Annotated in this window: 13 protein-coding genes; 5 read left to right on the top strand and 8 right to left on the bottom strand. The window is 39.8% G+C overall.

Translation table 11 applies throughout. The annotated features are described in order from the left end of the window. The 5 genes from M2419_RS12460 to mraZ are packed head-to-tail and all read right to left on the bottom strand — an operon-like array spanning nt 1 to nt 5,396. The gene (locus tag M2419_RS12460; protein WP_153846546.1) at nt 1–1,461 is read right to left on the bottom strand and encodes a UDP-N-acetylmuramoyl-L-alanyl-D-glutamate--2,6-diaminopimelate ligase; all 1,461 of its coding nucleotides are present in this window, start codon (nt 1,459–1,461) and stop codon (nt 1–3) included. Continuing rightward, nucleotides 1,461–3,578 (bottom strand): penicillin-binding protein, encoded by a 2,118-nt coding sequence (locus tag M2419_RS12465; protein WP_182329971.1) that lies wholly within the window; start codon nt 3,576–3,578, stop codon nt 1,461–1,463. Before M2419_RS12465 ends, M2419_RS12460 begins: the two co-directional genes overlap by 1 nt. An 8-nt stretch (nt 3,579–3,586) precedes the next feature. Next, nucleotides 3,587–4,000 carry an FtsL-like putative cell division protein gene (locus M2419_RS12470; protein ID WP_075991280.1) on the bottom strand — a complete coding sequence of 138 codons (414 nt, stop codon included), beginning with the start codon at nt 3,998–4,000 and terminating at the stop codon, nt 3,587–3,589. 15 nt (nt 4,001–4,015) lie between these two features. Further along, nucleotides 4,016–4,930 carry a 16S rRNA (cytosine(1402)-N(4))-methyltransferase RsmH gene (gene rsmH, locus M2419_RS12475; protein ID WP_153846544.1) on the bottom strand — a complete coding sequence of 305 codons (915 nt, stop codon included), beginning with the start codon at nt 4,928–4,930 and terminating at the stop codon, nt 4,016–4,018. 4 nt (nt 4,931–4,934) lie between these two features. Then, nucleotides 4,935–5,396 (bottom strand): division/cell wall cluster transcriptional repressor MraZ, encoded by a 462-nt coding sequence (gene mraZ, locus M2419_RS12480; protein ID WP_159731836.1) that lies wholly within the window; start codon nt 5,394–5,396, stop codon nt 4,935–4,937. Between the two features lie 435 nt (nt 5,397–5,831). Here mraZ and aspS point away from each other — a divergent pair, with 435 nt between their 5' ends. The 3 genes from aspS to M2419_RS12495 all read left to right on the top strand — a co-directional run bounded on the left by aspS (nt 5,832) and on the right by M2419_RS12495 (nt 10,277). Then, the gene (aspS, locus tag M2419_RS12485; RefSeq protein WP_153846542.1) at nt 5,832–7,583 is read left to right on the top strand and encodes an aspartate--tRNA ligase; all 1,752 of its coding nucleotides are present in this window, start codon (nt 5,832–5,834) and stop codon (nt 7,581–7,583) included. Between the two features lie 96 nt (nt 7,584–7,679). Further along, a complete protein-coding gene (locus M2419_RS12490; protein WP_153846541.1) occupies nt 7,680–9,068 on the top strand; it encodes a LutB/LldF family L-lactate oxidation iron-sulfur protein in 1,389 nt (462 codons plus the stop codon). Nucleotides 9,069–9,140: 72 nt separating this feature from the next. Beyond that, on the top strand, nt 9,141–10,277 hold the full coding sequence (locus M2419_RS12495) for an acyltransferase (RefSeq protein ID WP_182329973.1): 1,137 nt from the start codon (nt 9,141–9,143) through the stop codon (nt 10,275–10,277). Between the two features lie 187 nt (nt 10,278–10,464). Here M2419_RS12495 and M2419_RS12500 read toward each other — a convergent pair whose 3' ends face one another. Both M2419_RS12500 and M2419_RS12505 read right to left on the bottom strand, forming a co-directional pair. After that, nucleotides 10,465–11,001, bottom strand: a complete 537-nt coding sequence (locus tag M2419_RS12500) for a hypothetical protein (protein ID WP_259255206.1) — start codon at nt 10,999–11,001, stop codon at nt 10,465–10,467. Between the two features lie 100 nt (nt 11,002–11,101). Continuing rightward, on the bottom strand, nt 11,102–12,010 hold the full coding sequence (locus tag M2419_RS12505; protein ID WP_088160411.1) for an energy transducer TonB: 909 nt from the start codon (nt 12,008–12,010) through the stop codon (nt 11,102–11,104). Nucleotides 12,011–12,082: 72 nt separating this feature from the next. Between M2419_RS12505 and M2419_RS12510 the strand changes: the two genes are divergently transcribed. Next, nucleotides 12,083–12,904 carry a hypothetical protein gene (locus M2419_RS12510; protein WP_088160410.1) on the top strand — a complete coding sequence of 274 codons (822 nt, stop codon included), beginning with the start codon at nt 12,083–12,085 and terminating at the stop codon, nt 12,902–12,904. A 68-nt stretch (nt 12,905–12,972) separates the two neighbouring features. On the opposite strand, the gene tsaD is transcribed toward M2419_RS12510, so the two are convergent. After that, a complete protein-coding gene (tsaD, locus tag M2419_RS12515; protein WP_088160409.1) occupies nt 12,973–13,974 on the bottom strand; it encodes a tRNA (adenosine(37)-N6)-threonylcarbamoyltransferase complex transferase subunit TsaD in 1,002 nt (333 codons plus the stop codon). 52 nt (nt 13,975–14,026) lie between these two features. Here tsaD and M2419_RS12520 point away from each other — a divergent pair, with 52 nt between their 5' ends. Further along, complete coding sequence (locus tag M2419_RS12520) at nt 14,027–18,406, top strand: translocation/assembly module TamB domain-containing protein (protein WP_153846536.1); 4,380 nt, start codon at nt 14,027–14,029, stop codon at nt 18,404–18,406. Nucleotides 18,407–18,656: the final 250 nt, after the last annotated feature.

Below are 18,656 nucleotides of genomic sequence, written 5' to 3' on the forward strand. Positions count from 1 at the left end.
CTATTGTTCGTTAAATGTATTCTCTAAAACTTCTTTATCATCAAAATGATGCTTTACACCATTTACATCCTGATATTTTTCATGCCCTTTTCCTGCCACTAGGATAATATCCCCGGGATTAGCCAGCTGATATGCCGTCCGTATAGCTTCCTTACGATCAGCTATAGAAAGCGTCTTCGCCTTCTGGTCTGCTGCCACACCAGCCTCAATATCTCTAATAATCTGATAAGGATCTTCCGTACGCGGATTATCAGATGTAATTAAAAAACGATCACTATAACGCAGAGCCGCCTCTGCCATTTCAGGTCTCTTGGTCTTATCCCGATCGCCTCCGCATCCTAACACCGTGATGATTTTTTGCTCTGGACGTCGCAATGAACTTATGGTCTTCAACACATTTTCAACCGCATCAGGTGTATGCGCGTAGTCTACGATCCCAAAAACACCCGAAGCCGATTTCATCGTTTCAAATCGTCCCTCTGCCCCCTTCAAGTTACTGAGTGCGGTCAACACTTTCACCGTTTCCTGCTCAAGCAAGATAGCGGTAGCATAAACCGCCAAAAGGTTATATGCATTGAAATCGCCGATCAATTTCACCCATACTTCCTGTCCGTCAACACTCATCAACATACCATCGAAATGGCTTTCGATCACCTTTGCTTTAAAATCTGCACCGGAACGTAAGCCATAGCTTTTCCGGTGTGCCACTGTATTTTGAAGCATAACCTGACCATTTCTATCGTCAGCATTCGTCAAAGCAAAAGCATTCGCATCTAAATCATCAAAAAACTTCTTTTTCGCTTTAATATAGTTATCAAAAGTTTTATGAAAATCCAGGTGATCATGCGTAATATTCGTGAATATTGCGCCCGCAAACACCAAGCCTGCAATACGTTCCTGAACGACAGCATGTGAACTAACCTCCATAAATGCATAGTCACAGCCATCATCAACCATATCCCGTAACAATTTATTCAATTGAATAGGGTCTGGTGTTGTGTGTGTGGCTGGTATAATCTTTGTCCCAATCTGGTTTTGCACCGTAGATAATAGGCCTACATGGTAGCCCAACTCAGTAAACAGCTGAAACAACAATGTAGCTACTGTCGTTTTACCATTTGTTCCAGTCACACCAACCAGTTTCAGCTGTTCCGAAGGGTTTCCGTAGAAATTAGCAGCAGCTACACCCAAAGCATAAGCAGAATCGGCCACTAAGATATAGGCGACAGAGTCTAATGTCTCTTTTGGCAACTCTTCTACAATAACGGCTCTTGCTCCGGAAGTAATTGCCTTGTCTACAAACAAGTGACCATCTGTTTGAACACCCCGCACTGCGATAAACAAACTTCCCAACTCCACTTTTCTGGAATCAAAGCACAAAGAGTGCACATCGACCTCTTCAAGGTTCCCTACAACCTGCTGTACAGGGATAGCATGCAATACTTTTTTTAAATCCATCATTACTTAAGTTCTAAATTTATCGCCGTTCCAAAAGCCAGTTTCTGTCCTGCAGCTAACGACTGTATTCCTACTCTTCCTTTTCCTGTCACGTGCGCTTTAAATCCTGCATTCTCCACAACATATAAAGCATCCATCAATCCCATTCCGACAACATTCGGAACAATTCCTTCTTTATATTTTAAATCTATGAATGGCACGCCTCGTGTCGAGGTATCCACCTCTCCCCGCGCAATCGTATCCCAATTCACGGTATTAATCCCCAACCTTTCGTAGACCTTTTTACTTGCTTCTTTCGATCCCTGTAAAGTCAATGGCATTCGCCCACCCACATTCACTGCTTTAAAGGTCTTTTTCCCCTCCATCTCCATATCATTAGCATAAACCATATCGGCAAGTTCTTTAAATACAGGTCCGGCAACAGATCCACCATAATATCCATTTCTCGGGTTACGAATCACCACAATAATGGAATATTTTGGATCTTCTGCCGGAAAATACCCGGCGAATGAAGATTGATATCGTCTAGCACCGTACCCTCTCGAGCCATCAGCCATCTGTGCTGTACCTGTTTTACCACCAGAACTATACAATGGACTGGCAACACTTCTACCTGTCCCTTCAGTCATAACACCTTCCATCATTCCCCGCACCTCTGCTAAAGCATGATCCGAGGCGATCTTTTCGTTAATGACTTTCGCTTGAAACGTTTGAATTGTATTTCCTAAATGCCGAATTTCTTTAACAAATAGCGGCGCTATCAACTTACCGTTATTTGCGACAGCATTATAAAATGTCAACGTTTGCAATGGCGTAATTTTCATTTCATAGCCGTAAGCCATCTGTACCAGCGACAACCCACTCCAGCTTTTACTTTTCGAAGATTTCACCAAGGGTATACCTTCCCCTGGAATCTGTAGATCGAGTGCCTTACCAAAACCAAAAGAATGCAGTTTTGATGTAAACTGATCTGGGTTATCTTTGTAGGCCTGATAAACAAACTTAGTAACACCCACATTCGACGATTCCTCAAAGGCCCTTTTCGCAGAAATTATAGACTTCTTAGGCGCATGTGAATCACGAATGGTATGCTTGTAAATTGGCCAATTACCATTACCAATATTCACTGTTGTACTCGAGTCTATTTTCTTATCATCAATCAAAGCCAAATAAGAAGCCAACTTAAACGTTGAACCTGGATCTGCACTTTGCGCAATCGCAAGATTGAACTTTTCACGATAGACCCCATCTTTATCACGCATAAAATTGGCCACCGCACGCACCTCTCCTGTTTTCACCTCCATCATCACAACACAGCCCTCATCCGCGTTACTCGTTATCATCTGCTTCTCCAGCGCCCTTTGCGCCATATCTTGCATATTCACATCAATGGTCGAGATAATATCAGACCCATCTACCGGAGCGACCTCGATATCTTTGTTAACGGGAATCCATACCCCGCCGGCAATACGCTGCATTAATCTTTTTCCGCTTTTCCCGTCGATAAACTCACCATAGGCTCCCTCCAGTCCAACATGAATATTTTCCTTCACATTTTTATAACCGATGGTTCGAGCAGCGAGATTGACAAAAGGTAAAATACGTTTGTTCTGCCTATCTGTGATCAAACAACTTGGAAAACGCTCCTTGTTGACACGGGCAGATTTAAGTAGGGGAAATTGTTTTATCCGTTTTAAATCCTGATGTGACACATTACGTTTCAGCAACAAGTAGCGCTGTTTTTTATTCCGCGCCTGTTTTAATAATGTCAAATACTGCCGAGATGATTTATCTTTAAAAAAATCAGCAAGTTTAATAGCCAAGGAGTCAACTTTCAAATTGAAATACTCTTCACCCTCTTCCGGAATAGCCATTGCATCAAAACGAAGCTCATATTCAGGTACTGAGGTAGCCAATAAGCTTCCGTCATTTGAATAAATATTACCACGAGCAGCCTCCACCTCCCGTTCCTGAATAGAAAGGCTATCCGCTAAAGCTTTCCAATGCTCTCCATCGACATACTGCAACTTTGTCATTTTTCCAAATACCAAAAACGCAAGTAGTACAATAAGCCCAAAAGCAAAGTAGACACGAACAAGAATCGTATTTCTGATACTCATAACTCTTCCTATTTATCTTCCTTATTCTCTATAACTTCAACCTTGATCGGTGGTTCTACACGCTCTTTCAATCCCAAAGAATCTACACGTTTGGCAATTTCTGTCTGTGTAGACATTTTCATCAGTTCAGCAGAGAGCGATTTATGATCCCAGCCCAATTCCTTCACCTCTTTACTCACTTTATCGATGCTCCGAATAGTTCGCTCTGCAAAATGACGATTGGAAATATACAACAACATCAGAAAGGCGATAAAAGCTCCAAAAGGCAAGTACTGCAATATTTTATTTAACGAAAGGTCTCCAACGGTAAAAAGCGTTTTAATAAACGCTTCTGTTTGTTCCGCCTTTTCTTCGACAGTTTCTTGTAGTTCCTCTTGAACTTCCTCACTCAACTCTTTCTGTCTTATCGTATTTCTGCTCATCCTCTCGCTCCATTTTTAAGACAAATCCAACTTTTCAGCAATACGCAGTTTCGCACTGCGCGATCTATTATTTACCGCCAACTCCTGCGCAGATGCCGTAATTGCTTTACGGCTCAACACATGAAATGGCTTAATTTCATTTCCAAAAAAATCCTTTTCAACTTCCCCTTTGAATTTTCCTTTGGCCATAAAATTTTTAACCAAACGATCCTCCAGAGAGTGATAGGACATCACCGCCAATCGACCTTCAACATGCAGCACATCAACTGTTTGCAACAAAAATTCCTGTAAGGCTTCCAGCTCACGATTCACTTCTATACGAAGCGCCTGAAACACCTGCGCATGATACTTATGTTCTTTACCTTTCGGAACCATCCGTTGAATCACCTCTTTCAATTCGGCAACAGTCTGAATCGGCTGTGCCAAACGCGCAGTAACAATTGTTTTTGCAAGCGACTTGGCATTCATGATTTCACCATACATCCCAAAAATGCGGTGAAGATCTTCCTCCGAATAAGTCGCCAAAAGCGACTTCGCATCCAAATCACCAACCTGATCCATACGCATATCCAGATCCGCGTCAAAGCGGATAGAAAACCCGCGATCAGCAGCATCAAATTGATGCGAAGAAACACCTAAATCCGCCAAAATACCGTCTACAGTACGCACCCCCTCCAAACGAAGGCTATTCTTTAAAAATCTAAAGTTTTGATGTATCAATGTAAAACGAGGATCGTCGATTGCATTCTCCAATGCATCCGGATCCTGATCAAAAGCAAACAACTTCCCTTTTGGCCCCAATCTCTTCAAAATCTCCCGAGAATGACCACCACCACCAAAAGTTACATCCACATAGACACCATCCGGCTTAATAGCCAAAGCATCCATACATTCTTGTAACATTACCGGAACATGATATACATTCTCCATACACTTATAGTCCAAAATTAATATCTCCCATTACCTCTGCCGCCAAAGATGATATATCTTCTACACCGCCTTCACCCATCAATTCCTCATACCCTTCTTTTGACCAAACCTCAATCTTGTTAAACTGACAAGCCAAAACCAGCTCAGTGCTTATACCTGCAAATTCCAACAAACTTTTTGGTAACAAAACACGACCAGCAGCATCCAATGTCAATTCCGTAGCACCGCGTGTAAAAGCACGAACAAACGCACGAACCTTGGGATCGAATTGATTCAATTTAGCCAGCTTGGCTGTCATCAAATCCCACTCTTCCCTTGGATAAAATACCAGATGTTTCTCAAAACCGCGATTCACTACAAGGCCATCCCGCTCTACATGAGGCATTTGCCTCTTGAGCGCAGCTGGCAACACCATCCTTCCTTTGGCGTCTAGCTTGCATTCGAATTCTCCGATCAACTGAGTCATATAGTCAATTATCCTATTCTAATTTAAATGTAAAAGTATACACTTTCTCCCACTTTCCCCCACTTTATCACATAAAAAAGTTTTCCACATCGACAAATAGCTACAACAAACAGAAGTTGACTTTAAAAAAAATACACATAAAACCTTATTTACAAGCAGTTAAACACCAATTTATCTGTAAAACAAGCTATTGCATGAGACGCGATTTTTCGCTCTTTTTTTTATCAAAATCAGAAATGAATTGTAAAAATTTCCTCTTTAGAAATTTAATTTTACCCAATTTTTCTACCAAAAGGGGGCAAAGTGGGAGGCACCAAAAACAGAAACAAAAAATGTGGAAGAAAGTGGGAGAATGCCACTCAAATAACCTGAATAGAATTCGTTATTGTCGAGTAAAACCAATAATTTTGCGTCAAATATAATTTTCATAACGATATGCACAGAACACACACTTGTGGAGAATTAACACTAGCTGACTTAGGGAAAACGGTTACCCTAAGTGGATGGGTTCAAAAATCGCGCGATTTGGGCGGTATGACTTTCATCGATGTTAGAGACCGATATGGTATCACACAATTAACGTTCAATGCAGATGATGATGCTTCCTTGCGCGCAAGTGCCCGTGAGCTCGGAAGAGAATATGTCATCAAGGTAACTGGAGAAGTTATCGAACGCTCTAATAAAAATGCTAAAATCTCCACTGGAGATATTGAAATCAAGGTTTCAAATCTTGAAATATTAAATGCCGCTAAATTACCCCCTTTTACAATAGAAGATGAAACAGATGGTGGTGATGACATCAGAATGAAGTTCAGATACCTCGATTTACGTCGTAACCCCGTACGTGAAAACCTTATTTTACGTCATAAGACCTCACAAGAGGTACGCCGTTATCTTGATTCCCAAAACTTCCTGGAAGTAGAAACCCCATATCTGATTAAATCAACTCCAGAGGGAGCACGCGACTTTGTCGTACCTTCCCGTATGAATCCTGGAGAATTTTATGCGTTACCACAATCCCCACAAACCTTCAAACAATTATTGATGGTTTCAGGTTTTGATCGCTATTTTCAAATTGTAAAATGTTTTCGTGATGAAGATTTGCGTGCAGACCGTCAACCAGAATTCACGCAAATAGACTGTGAAATGTCTTTTGTAGAACAGGAAGATGTTTTAAATATCTTTGAAGGGCTTGCAAAACATATCTTCAAAACAATCAAAGGTATCGACTTAGGTACTGTTCCGCGTATGACTTACGCAGATGCGATGCGCCTTTATGGATCAGACAAACCAGACATCCGTTTCGGAATGCAGTTTGTTGAACTAAACGATGTTGCCAAAGGAAAAGGTTTCCCTGTATTTGATGCAGCGGAATTAGTAGTTGGTATCAACGCGGAAAATTGTGCACATTATACCCGAAAACAACTGGATGCATTGACAGATTTTATCAAACGTCCACAGATCGGTGCAACAGGGTTGGTATATGCGCGCGTGAATGAAGATGGTTCAGTGAAGTCGTCCGTTGATAAATTTTTCACGCCAGAACAACTGTCGGCAATTGCAGTAGCGTTTCACGCGAAACCTGGCGACTTATTGTTAATTATGGCTGGTGGAACAGACAGAGTTCGCAAACAACTCAATGAATTACGCCTCGAAGTTGCGTCGCAACTTGGTTTCCGCAACAAAGAAACCTTTGCACCATTATGGGTCGTTGATTTCCCACTATTGGAATGGGACGAAGAAAATGGCCGTTTCCATGCAATGCACCACCCATTCACTTCACCAAAACCGGAAGATATCCCACTTTTAGATACCAATCCAGGAGAAGTAAGAGCAAATGCCTATGACTTTGTTTTAAACGGTGTAGAAGTAGGTGGTGGATCAATCCGTATCCATGACAGAGAGCTTCAATCGCTCATGTTCAAACATTTAGGATTCAGCCCTGAAGAAGCAAAAAAACAATTTGGGTTCCTTATGGAGGCCTTCACCTTCGGTGCTCCTCCACATGGCGGATTGGCTTTTGGTTTTGACCGACTAGTATCCTTATTGGCAGGTTTAGATTCCATCCGCGACGTCATTGCATTCCCAAAAAACAATTCGGGAAGAGATGTTATGATTGACGCACCGTCAACCATTCACCAAGAGCAGCTGGACGAGCTAAGCTTGAATATTGCAATAAAAGCATAAATTATTTAACTCGATTTTCGAGAAACAATTTATTAACAGTATATTTAAAAGTTGGTAATTTTTACCAACTTTTTTTGTGAAAAATTAGCAGATTAGATGGCAGAGAGTACCGCTAATACGTTTATTAAGGAAAGTGCGCAAAAAGCATTTGACACCAAACACCGCGATATTATCAATTACAATATCGACAAATACAGCATGGCTTTCGAAAAAGGCAAGAGCAAATTTGCGGACCTTGAAAATAGCAAGATAAAAGCGAACCTGATCAAATGGAAGGTCATGGAAAATCTCGATCGTTATTTGTTGCAATTTGAAGCAAACTTCACGGCTAGAGGCGGAAAAGTAATCTGGGCCAATGACGCTACGGAAGCCTTGGACGAAATCTATTCGATCATTGCGCGTAAAAAAGCAAAATCTGTAGTAAAGTCAAAATCGATGGCGACAGAAGAGATCGAGCTTAATCATTTTCTGGCCTCCAAAAATATTGAAGCCATAGAAACTGATCTTGGCGAGTATATCATTCAGCTTCTGGATCAAAAACCTTATCATTTTGTTACGCCGGCCATGCATTTGAGCCTGGAAGATATTGCCAAGCTTTTTCACGAGAAATTTGACACACCGCTAGATGCATCTGCGGAACAGCTTACAATGAAGGCCCGTGAATTACTTCGAGATCGCTACCTATCGGCAGAAGTTGGAATTACTGGAGCCAATTTCTTAATTGCTGAAACTGGAAGTATAGCAATTACCGAAAATGAAGGAAACGCCCGATTGACATCGACCTTCCCCAAAACACATATTGCCGTTGTTGGAATAGAAAAAATCATTCCCAACCTACAAGATTTAGAAGTCTTTTGGCCACTCCTATCCACACATGGCACGGGCCAAAATCTAACGGTATACAACACACTACTCACTGGGCCGAAACAGCCTTATGAATCAGATGGCCCCGAAGAAATGTATGTTATACTGCTTGACAATGGCCGCAGCAAGCTCTTAGCGCAAAAAGAACAACGTCAAGGTTTATACTGCATCCGTTGTGGCGCCTGTCTGAATGTATGTCCAATCTATCAGAACATCGGTGGACATACCTATGAAACGACATATCAAGGCCCAATTGGATCGCTCATATCGCCACATTTGAATGGCATGAAGGAATTTAAACACCTAAGCTACGCTTCCACACTCTGTGGAAAATGTACAGAGGTCTGCCCCGTTGGTATTGACATACAGCGCATGCTTCTCGTCAACAGAAAAGATTCAGTTGATCAAGGTCTGGCAACAAAAACAGAACAAAAAGTCTGGCAATGGTTCACCTACGGGATAATGCGCAGAAAACTGATCGATTTCTTTGGTGGGAAATTCAAAAATTTCTTTCTCAAAAAACTCTTTCAGAAAACCTGGGGAGATCAACGGGAACTACCCAAATTGGCTGACAAATCTTTCTCCAAACAATGGAAAGAACATCAAAAAAATAAAGAATAACAAAAAAGTGGCATTAGTCGATCAAACTAATGCCACTTTTTTTGTTAGCTTCGCTCCCAAACCTCATTACAAATGACTTCTGAAAATACAAAAACTTATCTTCCCTGGATTGATTTCTTACGTATTCTTGCCTGCTTCATGGTACTCATATCCCATAGCTGCGACGCCTTTGTCGGAACATTTGACAACAGCAGCACCTTCCACCAAGGTGTGTTCTGGGGAAGTATTGTTCGCGCCTGTGTCCCCTTATTTGCAATGATGTCAGGTATACTCCTATTTCCTGTCAAAACCGATCTGGCCACATTTTATAAAAAGAGAATCGGAAGAATAATTGTCCCACTGATCTTTTGGTCAATTGTATTGCCAATAGCTTTTTTTGTATACCTGAACTTTATTAAAAGTAGTCCCAGTGCTTTGATCGATATGAATAATTTTACGATGCAGGCAACAATTACAAAAATTTATACAGCAATATTTAATTTTAACTACGATACTACCCCCCTTTGGTATATGTACATGTTAATTGGTCTATACCTAATCATACCTATCATTGGCAGCTGGTTGAATCAGGCAACAAAAAAAGACATTCAATATTTTCTTGCGTTCTGGATGGTCACACTCCTCATTCCATACATAAAAATGATTGCTCCAACATTGGGATATGCTGGCAACTATGAGCAGATGGGAATCTGGGGTGTCTGTAACTGGAATGAATTTGGCACCTTCTATTATTTTTCAGGTTTTCTGGGCTATATTGTGCTAGCTTATTATTTGGTCAACTATCCTTTTCAATGGTCTATCACCAAGACCATAGCGATTGCCTTACCTTTATTTATCGTTGGATTTCTAGCCACATTTTTTGGCTTTTTGGTGACCCAGAAGTACTATCCTGGGAATTATGCCAATCTCGAGGTTATTTGGTATTTCTGTAATATCAACGTAGCGTTGATGACCATTTCTATTTTTCTTGTCGTTCAAAAACTGAAGATACCCGAATCTAAATGGATAAAACGCCTTTCATCAGCCACGTTTGGTATTTACTTAGCGCATTTTATCATTGTTCAAGCATTGACAGACATCTTCTTGACTATTCCTAATCTTCCAGCCACACTGAAAATCCTCTCCATAGCGCTCCTAGGTTTTAGCTTAAGTTTTCTGATCACCAAGCTGATGGATAGTAATTCAATAACAAGAAGGTTTATCAAATAAGCGTATCCTAATGGGAGTACCGAAGCATTTTGCAATCATGTAACCTTGAGCTAGACAAAACACTTCGAATAAATGACGAGCTTAGGTAATAAGGATGAGCTTACATAATAAGAAAGAGGGAACCAATGGTTCCCTCCTCTACTAACACTCACCAATATTTAATATGAAAACTATCCTTGTTTAATTTTTATGATGCTTTTACCTCTGCATCATTTGTTTTAGTTACTTCACCTTTTTTTAAGTCCTTTCTTTTTAGCTGTCTGTCTTTTTTCCAATGTTCTTTGTGCATTTTACGATTTTCAGCGTAGGAATCCTTTAACGTTTTTTGTTGCTCTGGAGTTAACATTCCCATCATTTTTTCATGTTCTGCCACACGTTGCTTTTTCATTTTTGATCGATGTTCCTGATGTTCGGCAGCCATTTTTTGATGGTCTTTTGCTTGCTTCAAATTAAAGGCATAGATATCTTTACGCTGTTTATCTGTAAATTTCAATTTTTGATCCATGCGATCAGTTTTCATCTTAGCAACTTCCTCTGGAGTTTTATTTTTAAAACCATCGTGCATTCTTCCCATTTTATGTTTATGCACGGAAGTTTGCATTTCTTTCATTTCTGGTTTAACATCTTTTTTTTCTTGAGCGAAACCGGCTAACATCAATCCAGATAACGCCAAACTTAACATCAACTTTTTCATTTCTTTATTTTTTATAAAACCAACAATCATTCTTTTTAATAAGTACCCTTTTTCAACTTATTTATCAGTAAGAGTCTTCTCGGCTATCGAAAGTTTAATTGATGATCTGTTAAATAAAGTTAAGAAGCATTTATTGTGAGACAGCACTTAAACGGATCGGTAATGTATACGCTACACGCACTTTAAGTCCATTTTGTACTCCAGGTTTCCATTTTTTCGCTTTCTTCAATAAGTTTATCGCAGCATCTCCCGTACCAAATTTCATATCACGTTTAACAGCAATATCTGTTAGTGACCCATCTTTTTCAACGACAAAAGAAACCTCTATAACACCAGATACCCCTTGATCCAAAGCCTGTTGTGGAAAGTTATAATTCTCGGCGATCCACTTCATAAACGCAGGTAGTCCCCCTACAGGTGTTGGCATAATTTCTACTGATGTAAATGTATTGTTAGAATTATCATCAGTTCCACCTCCGGATAATGAACCATCTTTAGAACCTGTAATATCACCATCCCTTTTTGAAGAACCAAATTCACCACGCGCAATATATGTACCCGATGGACTTGCCTTCAATGTGATCCTTGAGGTCATTGTATTGGGATTTTTCAACTCATCCTGACTCACAAGTTCTTCCGTAACTTGATTTGCTTTGGCCACTTTTATATCGGGCATTCTAACCAAATCAAATTTGGACACATCTTGGGCAACCTGCTGCGGGGCTTTCTCCTGCATCATGACAGGTTCTTCAGGAACCTCCTCTTTTTCCTCTACCTTCTTTTGAATTTCTTCCAGCATGTCGGGCCCAATATCTTGTACCGTATAAATCACGGCCGGAACAGTTTGCTTAAAATATTTATTATATGCATAGGATCCTGCGATCAGCAAAACTGCAAAAGAAACAACAATTCCCAAACCCACATTTGTTGCTTTATCAGAGAGATTTCGCAACTCATAAGCACCGTACATTTTGTTGCGACCCGCAAAAATAACGTCCAGCCATTCTTTGCGGTAGATATTCAATTTAGAGTTCATCATAACATTAAAGTTTAAATCTTTTCATTATGATGAGGGAAAGCCTTATATTTCACAAAAAAATTCAAAATACTTATGAAGTCACTTTTTTCAGCTATTTTTCTACTTACATTATATGCTTGTGGTAACAATCAAAATCAATCCAAGACTGCAATTAAGCATGAAAATAAGGAAGAGACAATTTCGCCATATTTTGGTTTTTTAAACCAGCAAAAGGACTCACTAATCGCTCTTCCTATGGATCAAGCAATGGAGGGTCCCGAAAAATATAATTATGTCATTGTGGAAAATCAGGTCAGTCCGCTTGAATTTGTTCAAAATAAAATGGATAATAAAGAGAGTAACGGAAGACAGACCGCTCAGAACTTCGCAAATAGCGAAGGTTCATTATTTAAAATTAGCGATGCGATTAAATCTGGCGAATTTGGTATGCTTGTCAATAAAGCTTTTATAGACCAGTATAAAATTGAGAAGTTTACAAAAATTCAAAAAGAAACTTCTCCAGAAATTAGGGAGCAGCTTGAGAAGAAATACAATAGGAAGATTAATAAAAGTACAACAGTTGCCATCCTCAGTGATCAGTCCGAGTTTAATCTTACTGTGTTTGAAAATCAACAAGACTCTGCTTTAGCTGTATTTTCCTACGCAAAGGATGAACAGCTGATCAATTTGGATTTCCCGGCTTTATACGATGATATCAGCACTTGGCGTGTTGATGATGGCGGTCAGTTTGACAACGAGGCTTTTCAGATACTAACAGTATTACGTTCTGAGCAAGGAATTAGTTTTATCAGTATCTTTTGGGGTGCTGAGGGTTATGAACTGAACTTTTACCAGCCAAAGAAAAACTTATTTACCTCTACGGCACAGGCCTATGGGTACAGTTCCCCCTTATAAAATAAACCATTTTAAGTTTCCCCAGTACAAAAGGATAGTGCCCGGGGAAACTCAAATACCCGTATTAACTACAGATGCATCCTAGCCATAGGAGCGACGTCCTGTCCTACGAAATCTTTCTTTAAAAATTTGTGATAACCTGCAATAGCAATCATCGCGGCATTGTCGGTGCAGTATTCAAATTTTGGAATAAACACCCTCCAATTGTATTTCTCACCCATTTCAATTAAGCTTTGTCTCAGGCCAGAATTAGCCGAAACGCCGCCTGCGATGGCAATATCCTTTACCCCTGTCTCCTTTGCCGCTTTCTTTAGTTTATTCAACAGGATGGATACAATACGCGATTGTACACTAGCACATAAGTCGGCCATATTGTGGGTCAGAAAATCCGGGTTCTGTTTCAATTGATCTTGAACCAAATATAATATCGCGGTTTTCAATCCTGAAAAGCTGAAATTTAAACCAGGGATCTGGGGTTCAGGAAGCCGATAAGCTGCCGGATTACCTTCTTTTGCAAATTTATCAATAAGCGGTCCACCAGGATAAGGAAGATTCAGGATTTTAGCTGTTTTATCAAAAGCCTCCCCTGCAGCGTCATCCAATGTTTCTCCCAAAAGTTCCATTTCAAAATAATCCTTTACCAACACAATTTGCGTATGACCACCAGAAACAGTAAGACATAAAAACGGAAAACTAGGCTTCGGATCCTCAATAAAATGAGCCAGAATATGCGCCTGCATATGGTTTATATCAATTAAAGGGATATTCTGTGCGAGTGCAAATGATTTGGCAAAAGATGTTCCCACCAAAAGTGCACCTAATAATCCAGGTCCCCGCGTAAAACTCACTGCATCTATTTGATTTTTGCTTACTTTTGCTTGGCGAATGGCTTCTTCCACCGTTGGAATAATATTTTGTTGATGAGCACGTGAAGCGAGCTCGGGAATCACTCCACCATATTTTGCGTGGATTGCCTGAGTTGCAATAACATTTGAACGTATTTCACCGTTAATACAGATAGAAGCGGAGGTTTCATCACAAGAGGATTCAATCCCTAAAATAATAGCCATAGCTTGAGGTAATAAATTTTAATACAAAAGTATCAAAAAAATAATTAAAATAGTGTCAATAGTCCTTGGTAGTATATTCATTATACTGCTTGCATTGGCGTTATCCCTACAGTTGAAACCGGTACAAAATTATGTTGCCCAAAAAGCTGTCGACTATTTATCCAACGAACTAAACACCAAAATAAGCCTCAAAAGTATCTATTTCAAACCTTTTAAATCTATTGTAGTAGAAGATTTTCAACTCTATAGTCCACAGGGAAAAGAAATATTAAAATCAGGAAGGTTAGAAGCCAACGTCAACCTTTCTCAGTTCATTGAACTGAACAAGATTGTGATCAACAAACTAACCATTGAGGGTACCCAAGCTACTTTTGAGCAATTTCAGGACAGCTCAAACATCTCATTTTTAATTCGTTATTTCAACCCACCTAAGAAAAAGAAAAAGAAAAGTTCAAAAAAAATCATCTTCGATTTAAAGGAACTTGTTATTAAGAACAATGCGTTTAACTATGTTAACCATAGACGTAAACATTACAATAAAGTCGTCGATTTTGGAGATTTAGGGATTTCCAAACTTAACGCCCATTTTGATAAGATAAAAATCGATTCTAATCAAATTTCAGCGAACATCAAGACATTCAATCTTCGCGAAAAGAAGGGTTTAGAGATCAAGGGCCTTCTTGCCCAAACGAAGGTAAGCAATACAAGTATCGAGCTCAGTGAGCTTATGCTAGCCACCAACCGTTCTACATTCAAAAATTACATCAAACTTAGCTACAACAACTTTGACGATTTTTCGGACTTCATCAATAAAGTTCATGTAAAACTTCTTGCACGGGACTCCCGTATTCACTCCGAGGATATTGCTTTCTTTTCCTCGCCTATGCACCAAGTCAAATTTGACGTCAATATCAAGCGGGCAAATCTAGAAGGAACTGTATCTTCCATCAACGCATCACAGGTCGATTTAACAATTGGAAAAAAAACTAGTTTAGCAGGCGACCTCCAGATTATCGGTCTACCAGATATCGACAAAACTAAATTTATTGTTCCCAGCATAGCAATTTCTTCTGAGCACAAAGACTTAAATGCAGTTATTACAGATCTCGGAAATCTAAAAAATTTCAAACTCCCTGAAATTGTCCAGATCTTCGACAAATTTTCATTCAAAGGCAGCCTAAATGGATTATACAATAAATTTAAGACAAAGGGAGTTTTCACGACTGCGATCGGTAATGTTGAGGCTGATGCCTTACTGGATATCCAGAAGGAAATAAAATATGCGGGCAATTTTCAATCTAAAAAATTCGATGTAGGTACGATAACAAAATTAAAAGATCTGGGAGCAACAGGCTTCAATTTACAGGTTGACGGAACAGGTACCGATCCTAAGAAAATGAGCCTAAAGATAAAAGGAGATCTTAGTAATTTCAATTACAAGAATTACAGTTATCAACGTATACAAATTGAAGGAAATACAGAGAAACAGTTAATTCTTGCTTCAGGGCAAATATATGATCCAAATTTAAAACTACAGTTTACCACAGATATCGATTGGTCTGTCAAACCCAACTATCACCTGGATGCTGATATCCAACAAGCCAATCTAAAAAAACTCAACTTCTTTCAAGGGGATTCCATCAACATTATTAACACGAAATTCCACACCAGTTTAATTGGGGACAACATCAATAATATTACCGGCGAATTTAAATCAGACAGTGTCAATTTCACTTCCTCTAAGGGCCAATTCGTCATCCGCAACATCAATTTCCTTGCTGAAGGAGATGAAAATGCACGCTCCCTAACCTTGCAGTCGGCTATCGGACACATTGATCTCAAAGGAAGAATAGACCTCAATACAATTGTTCCTTATTTTAAAGCTTTAGCCATGCGCTACGCTCCGGCAATCGGGTTTGAAAACAACATTTTTAATCGCCAGGACTTTGACCTGAATATTAATATAACTTCTTTTAAGCCGATCGCAACATTCTTTCGAAAGGACATTGCGTTAGACAGCGGTGCAACGCTCAATGCAAAATTTGAAAGTGAAAAACAAACGGCCAGTTTTAATTTTTACGCACCCGAATTCAAGTACAATGGCATTCGGCTAACTCACCTGATTGTCGATCAAAATGCCAACTTGAAGAATATGGAATTGCAGACCTCCATCGATCGCATAAATTTTACCGACAGTACCTATATTAAAAACGTCAATATTTCAAACACCTTGGCAAACGATAGTTTACAATTCAACATCAAAATGTCGGAACTTGAAGCAAGCAATAGTCTGGATCTTAATGGCGTCATACGCTTTGCCCATGCCAAACCTGCCTATATCAATTTCTATCCATCGAATATCTTAATCAATAGAGAGCGATGGCTTGTCAATAATGATGCACAATTGAAAATATCGAAAGGAAAATGGTACTTTGAAAAACTAACACTGAGTCACGACGAACAAAAAGTTCATATCGATGGCATCCTGTCCAACGAAGTCAGTGATCAGATCAATCTCAAATTTCAGGACTTTAATCTTACATCCTTAAATGGGATCACCAAACCCCATGGCATCAATCTCTCCGGAAATTTAAATGGAAATATTGAAGTTAATTCCGTATTCAAAGCACCCTTTATTGTCGCCAATATAAAAACATCTCCTATCCTGTATAACAATATTCCGATCGGCTCATTAGCACTGAATGCCAACTACGATCCCGAAAATCAATTGGTTAAACTAGACAGCAAGATAGAGGAAGGAAATAAATTAATTCAGTTACAAGGTTCCTATAACCACCTAAGCGAAAACAATAAGCTTAATCTGAAAGCTAAACTGGAAAATACAGATGTATTTGTTTTTCAGCCATTTTTACGAAGCTTAGTATCCAATATGCAGGGCAAGGTCACTGCAGATCTTGCTATTGAAGGAGACATCCTGAATCCCAAAATTACGGGTTCTGGAAAATTGGATAACGCTTCGATGGTCATCAATTACCTAAAAACGCCATACCGCCTTTCCGACGAAATTGCGGTTACCAATAACCGAATTTTTCTCACAGGGCTAAAAGTATACGATCCCAAAAACAATGTAGCAACCATTGATGGCGTTGTAGATCTCAACAAATTGAGTGATCCCGATATCGATGTAACTGCCGAAACCAAGAATTTCATGGTATTAAATACCACAATAAAGGACAATAATGTATATTATGGCACTGCTTACGCTTCAGGCACCTTTCAGTTTAAAGGACTAACTTCGGCCATGAACATCAATATCCGTGCTAAATCCGAAGAAAATACGATTATCAATATTCCCTTCAATAGTGCCAGTACAATCTCAGATACCGACTTTATCTACTTTATTGAGAAAGACTCGACCAAAACGAAGAAAAACACTAAAAAACGAGATTTCAACGGTCTGACGATGAATATGGACCTCTTGATCAACCCGAATGCAGAAATAAATCTATTCTCCAGTATGGGCGAATTATCAGGAAGGGGAAATAGCAATCTCAACATGCGGATATCTTCATTGGGGGATTTTGAAATGTTTGGGGATTTTATCATAAACAGTGGAAAATTCAATTTCACTGCCCAAGACTATATCAACAAGATTTTTGATCTCAAAGAGGGCGGAACAGTGCGATGGGCAGGAAACCCAACCGAAGCGAATATCAATATCAATGCCATCTATCAACAAAGAACAAGCTTAGCGCCTTTGTATAATGCAGCAGGCCGGGAAGAAAATCCCGAGCGTGTATTGGCACAGGCCGACATGATCCTAAAAGGGCAGTTAAGTCAGCCGGAAATCACGTTTGATATCAACTTTCCACAAAACCCCGGGGTTAAGGATGAACTGCAAGGATACTTTTCAGATGCCAACAATGTCAATCAACAAGCGCTTAGCCTAATCGTGAGACGAAGTTTTACACCTGGTACACAGACAGACTTCGGTAAAGAAGTAAATAACACCTTGCTATCCGCAGGCACAGAAATAGCATTCAACCAAATCAACAACATCATAGCCCAATCGCTAAACATCAATTTCTTTGATATTAATATCAAATCTTTAAATGATGCATCTGCCTCACTGCGTCTATTCAACGACAGGCTTGTTTTGACAGGAGGTATCTCCGACCGTAGAAGTCAGGCTCTAACGGATTTGAATGTATTTTCAGATCGGGTCTCAACCGATGCCGAGGCTATGTTTTATTTAAGAAAAGACGGACGTTTGGTCCTACGTGCTTCCAATCGCCTAAATACACGTAACTTTCTTCTTAGCCCCAATGACGGCGAATATATTAGTGCTTTCGGATTACTCTATCGGCAGGAATTCAACACCTTCTCGGAGTTCTTGAAAAGGCTATTCCCTTTTGGCAAGAAGACGACTACGACAGCTCCTGCTGAAACAAAGAAAAGCAAGGTCAATTGACCTTTCGGAATAGTCCCTTTGCTATTTCAACAGGCCTCTTCCAACTCCAGCAGACCTCTTTCAATTCTGGCAGCCCAACTCCTATTCCAACCGCATTGTCCCTATTCTGGGAGTCCGCTTCGATTCCACCAGCAGAGCTTTTTTTCAGCTCCATATAACGGCCGACACAGGCGATCTTTGGATGATATGAACAACAAAAAAAAGAATAGTGTAAAAGCTGCGACCACACTGCGCTGAAAATAAAAAAGTC

Source organism: Sphingobacterium sp. BIGb0116, from assembly GCF_024808035.1.
Classification (GTDB): Bacteria; Bacteroidota; Bacteroidia; order Sphingobacteriales; family Sphingobacteriaceae; genus Sphingobacterium; species Sphingobacterium paramultivorum.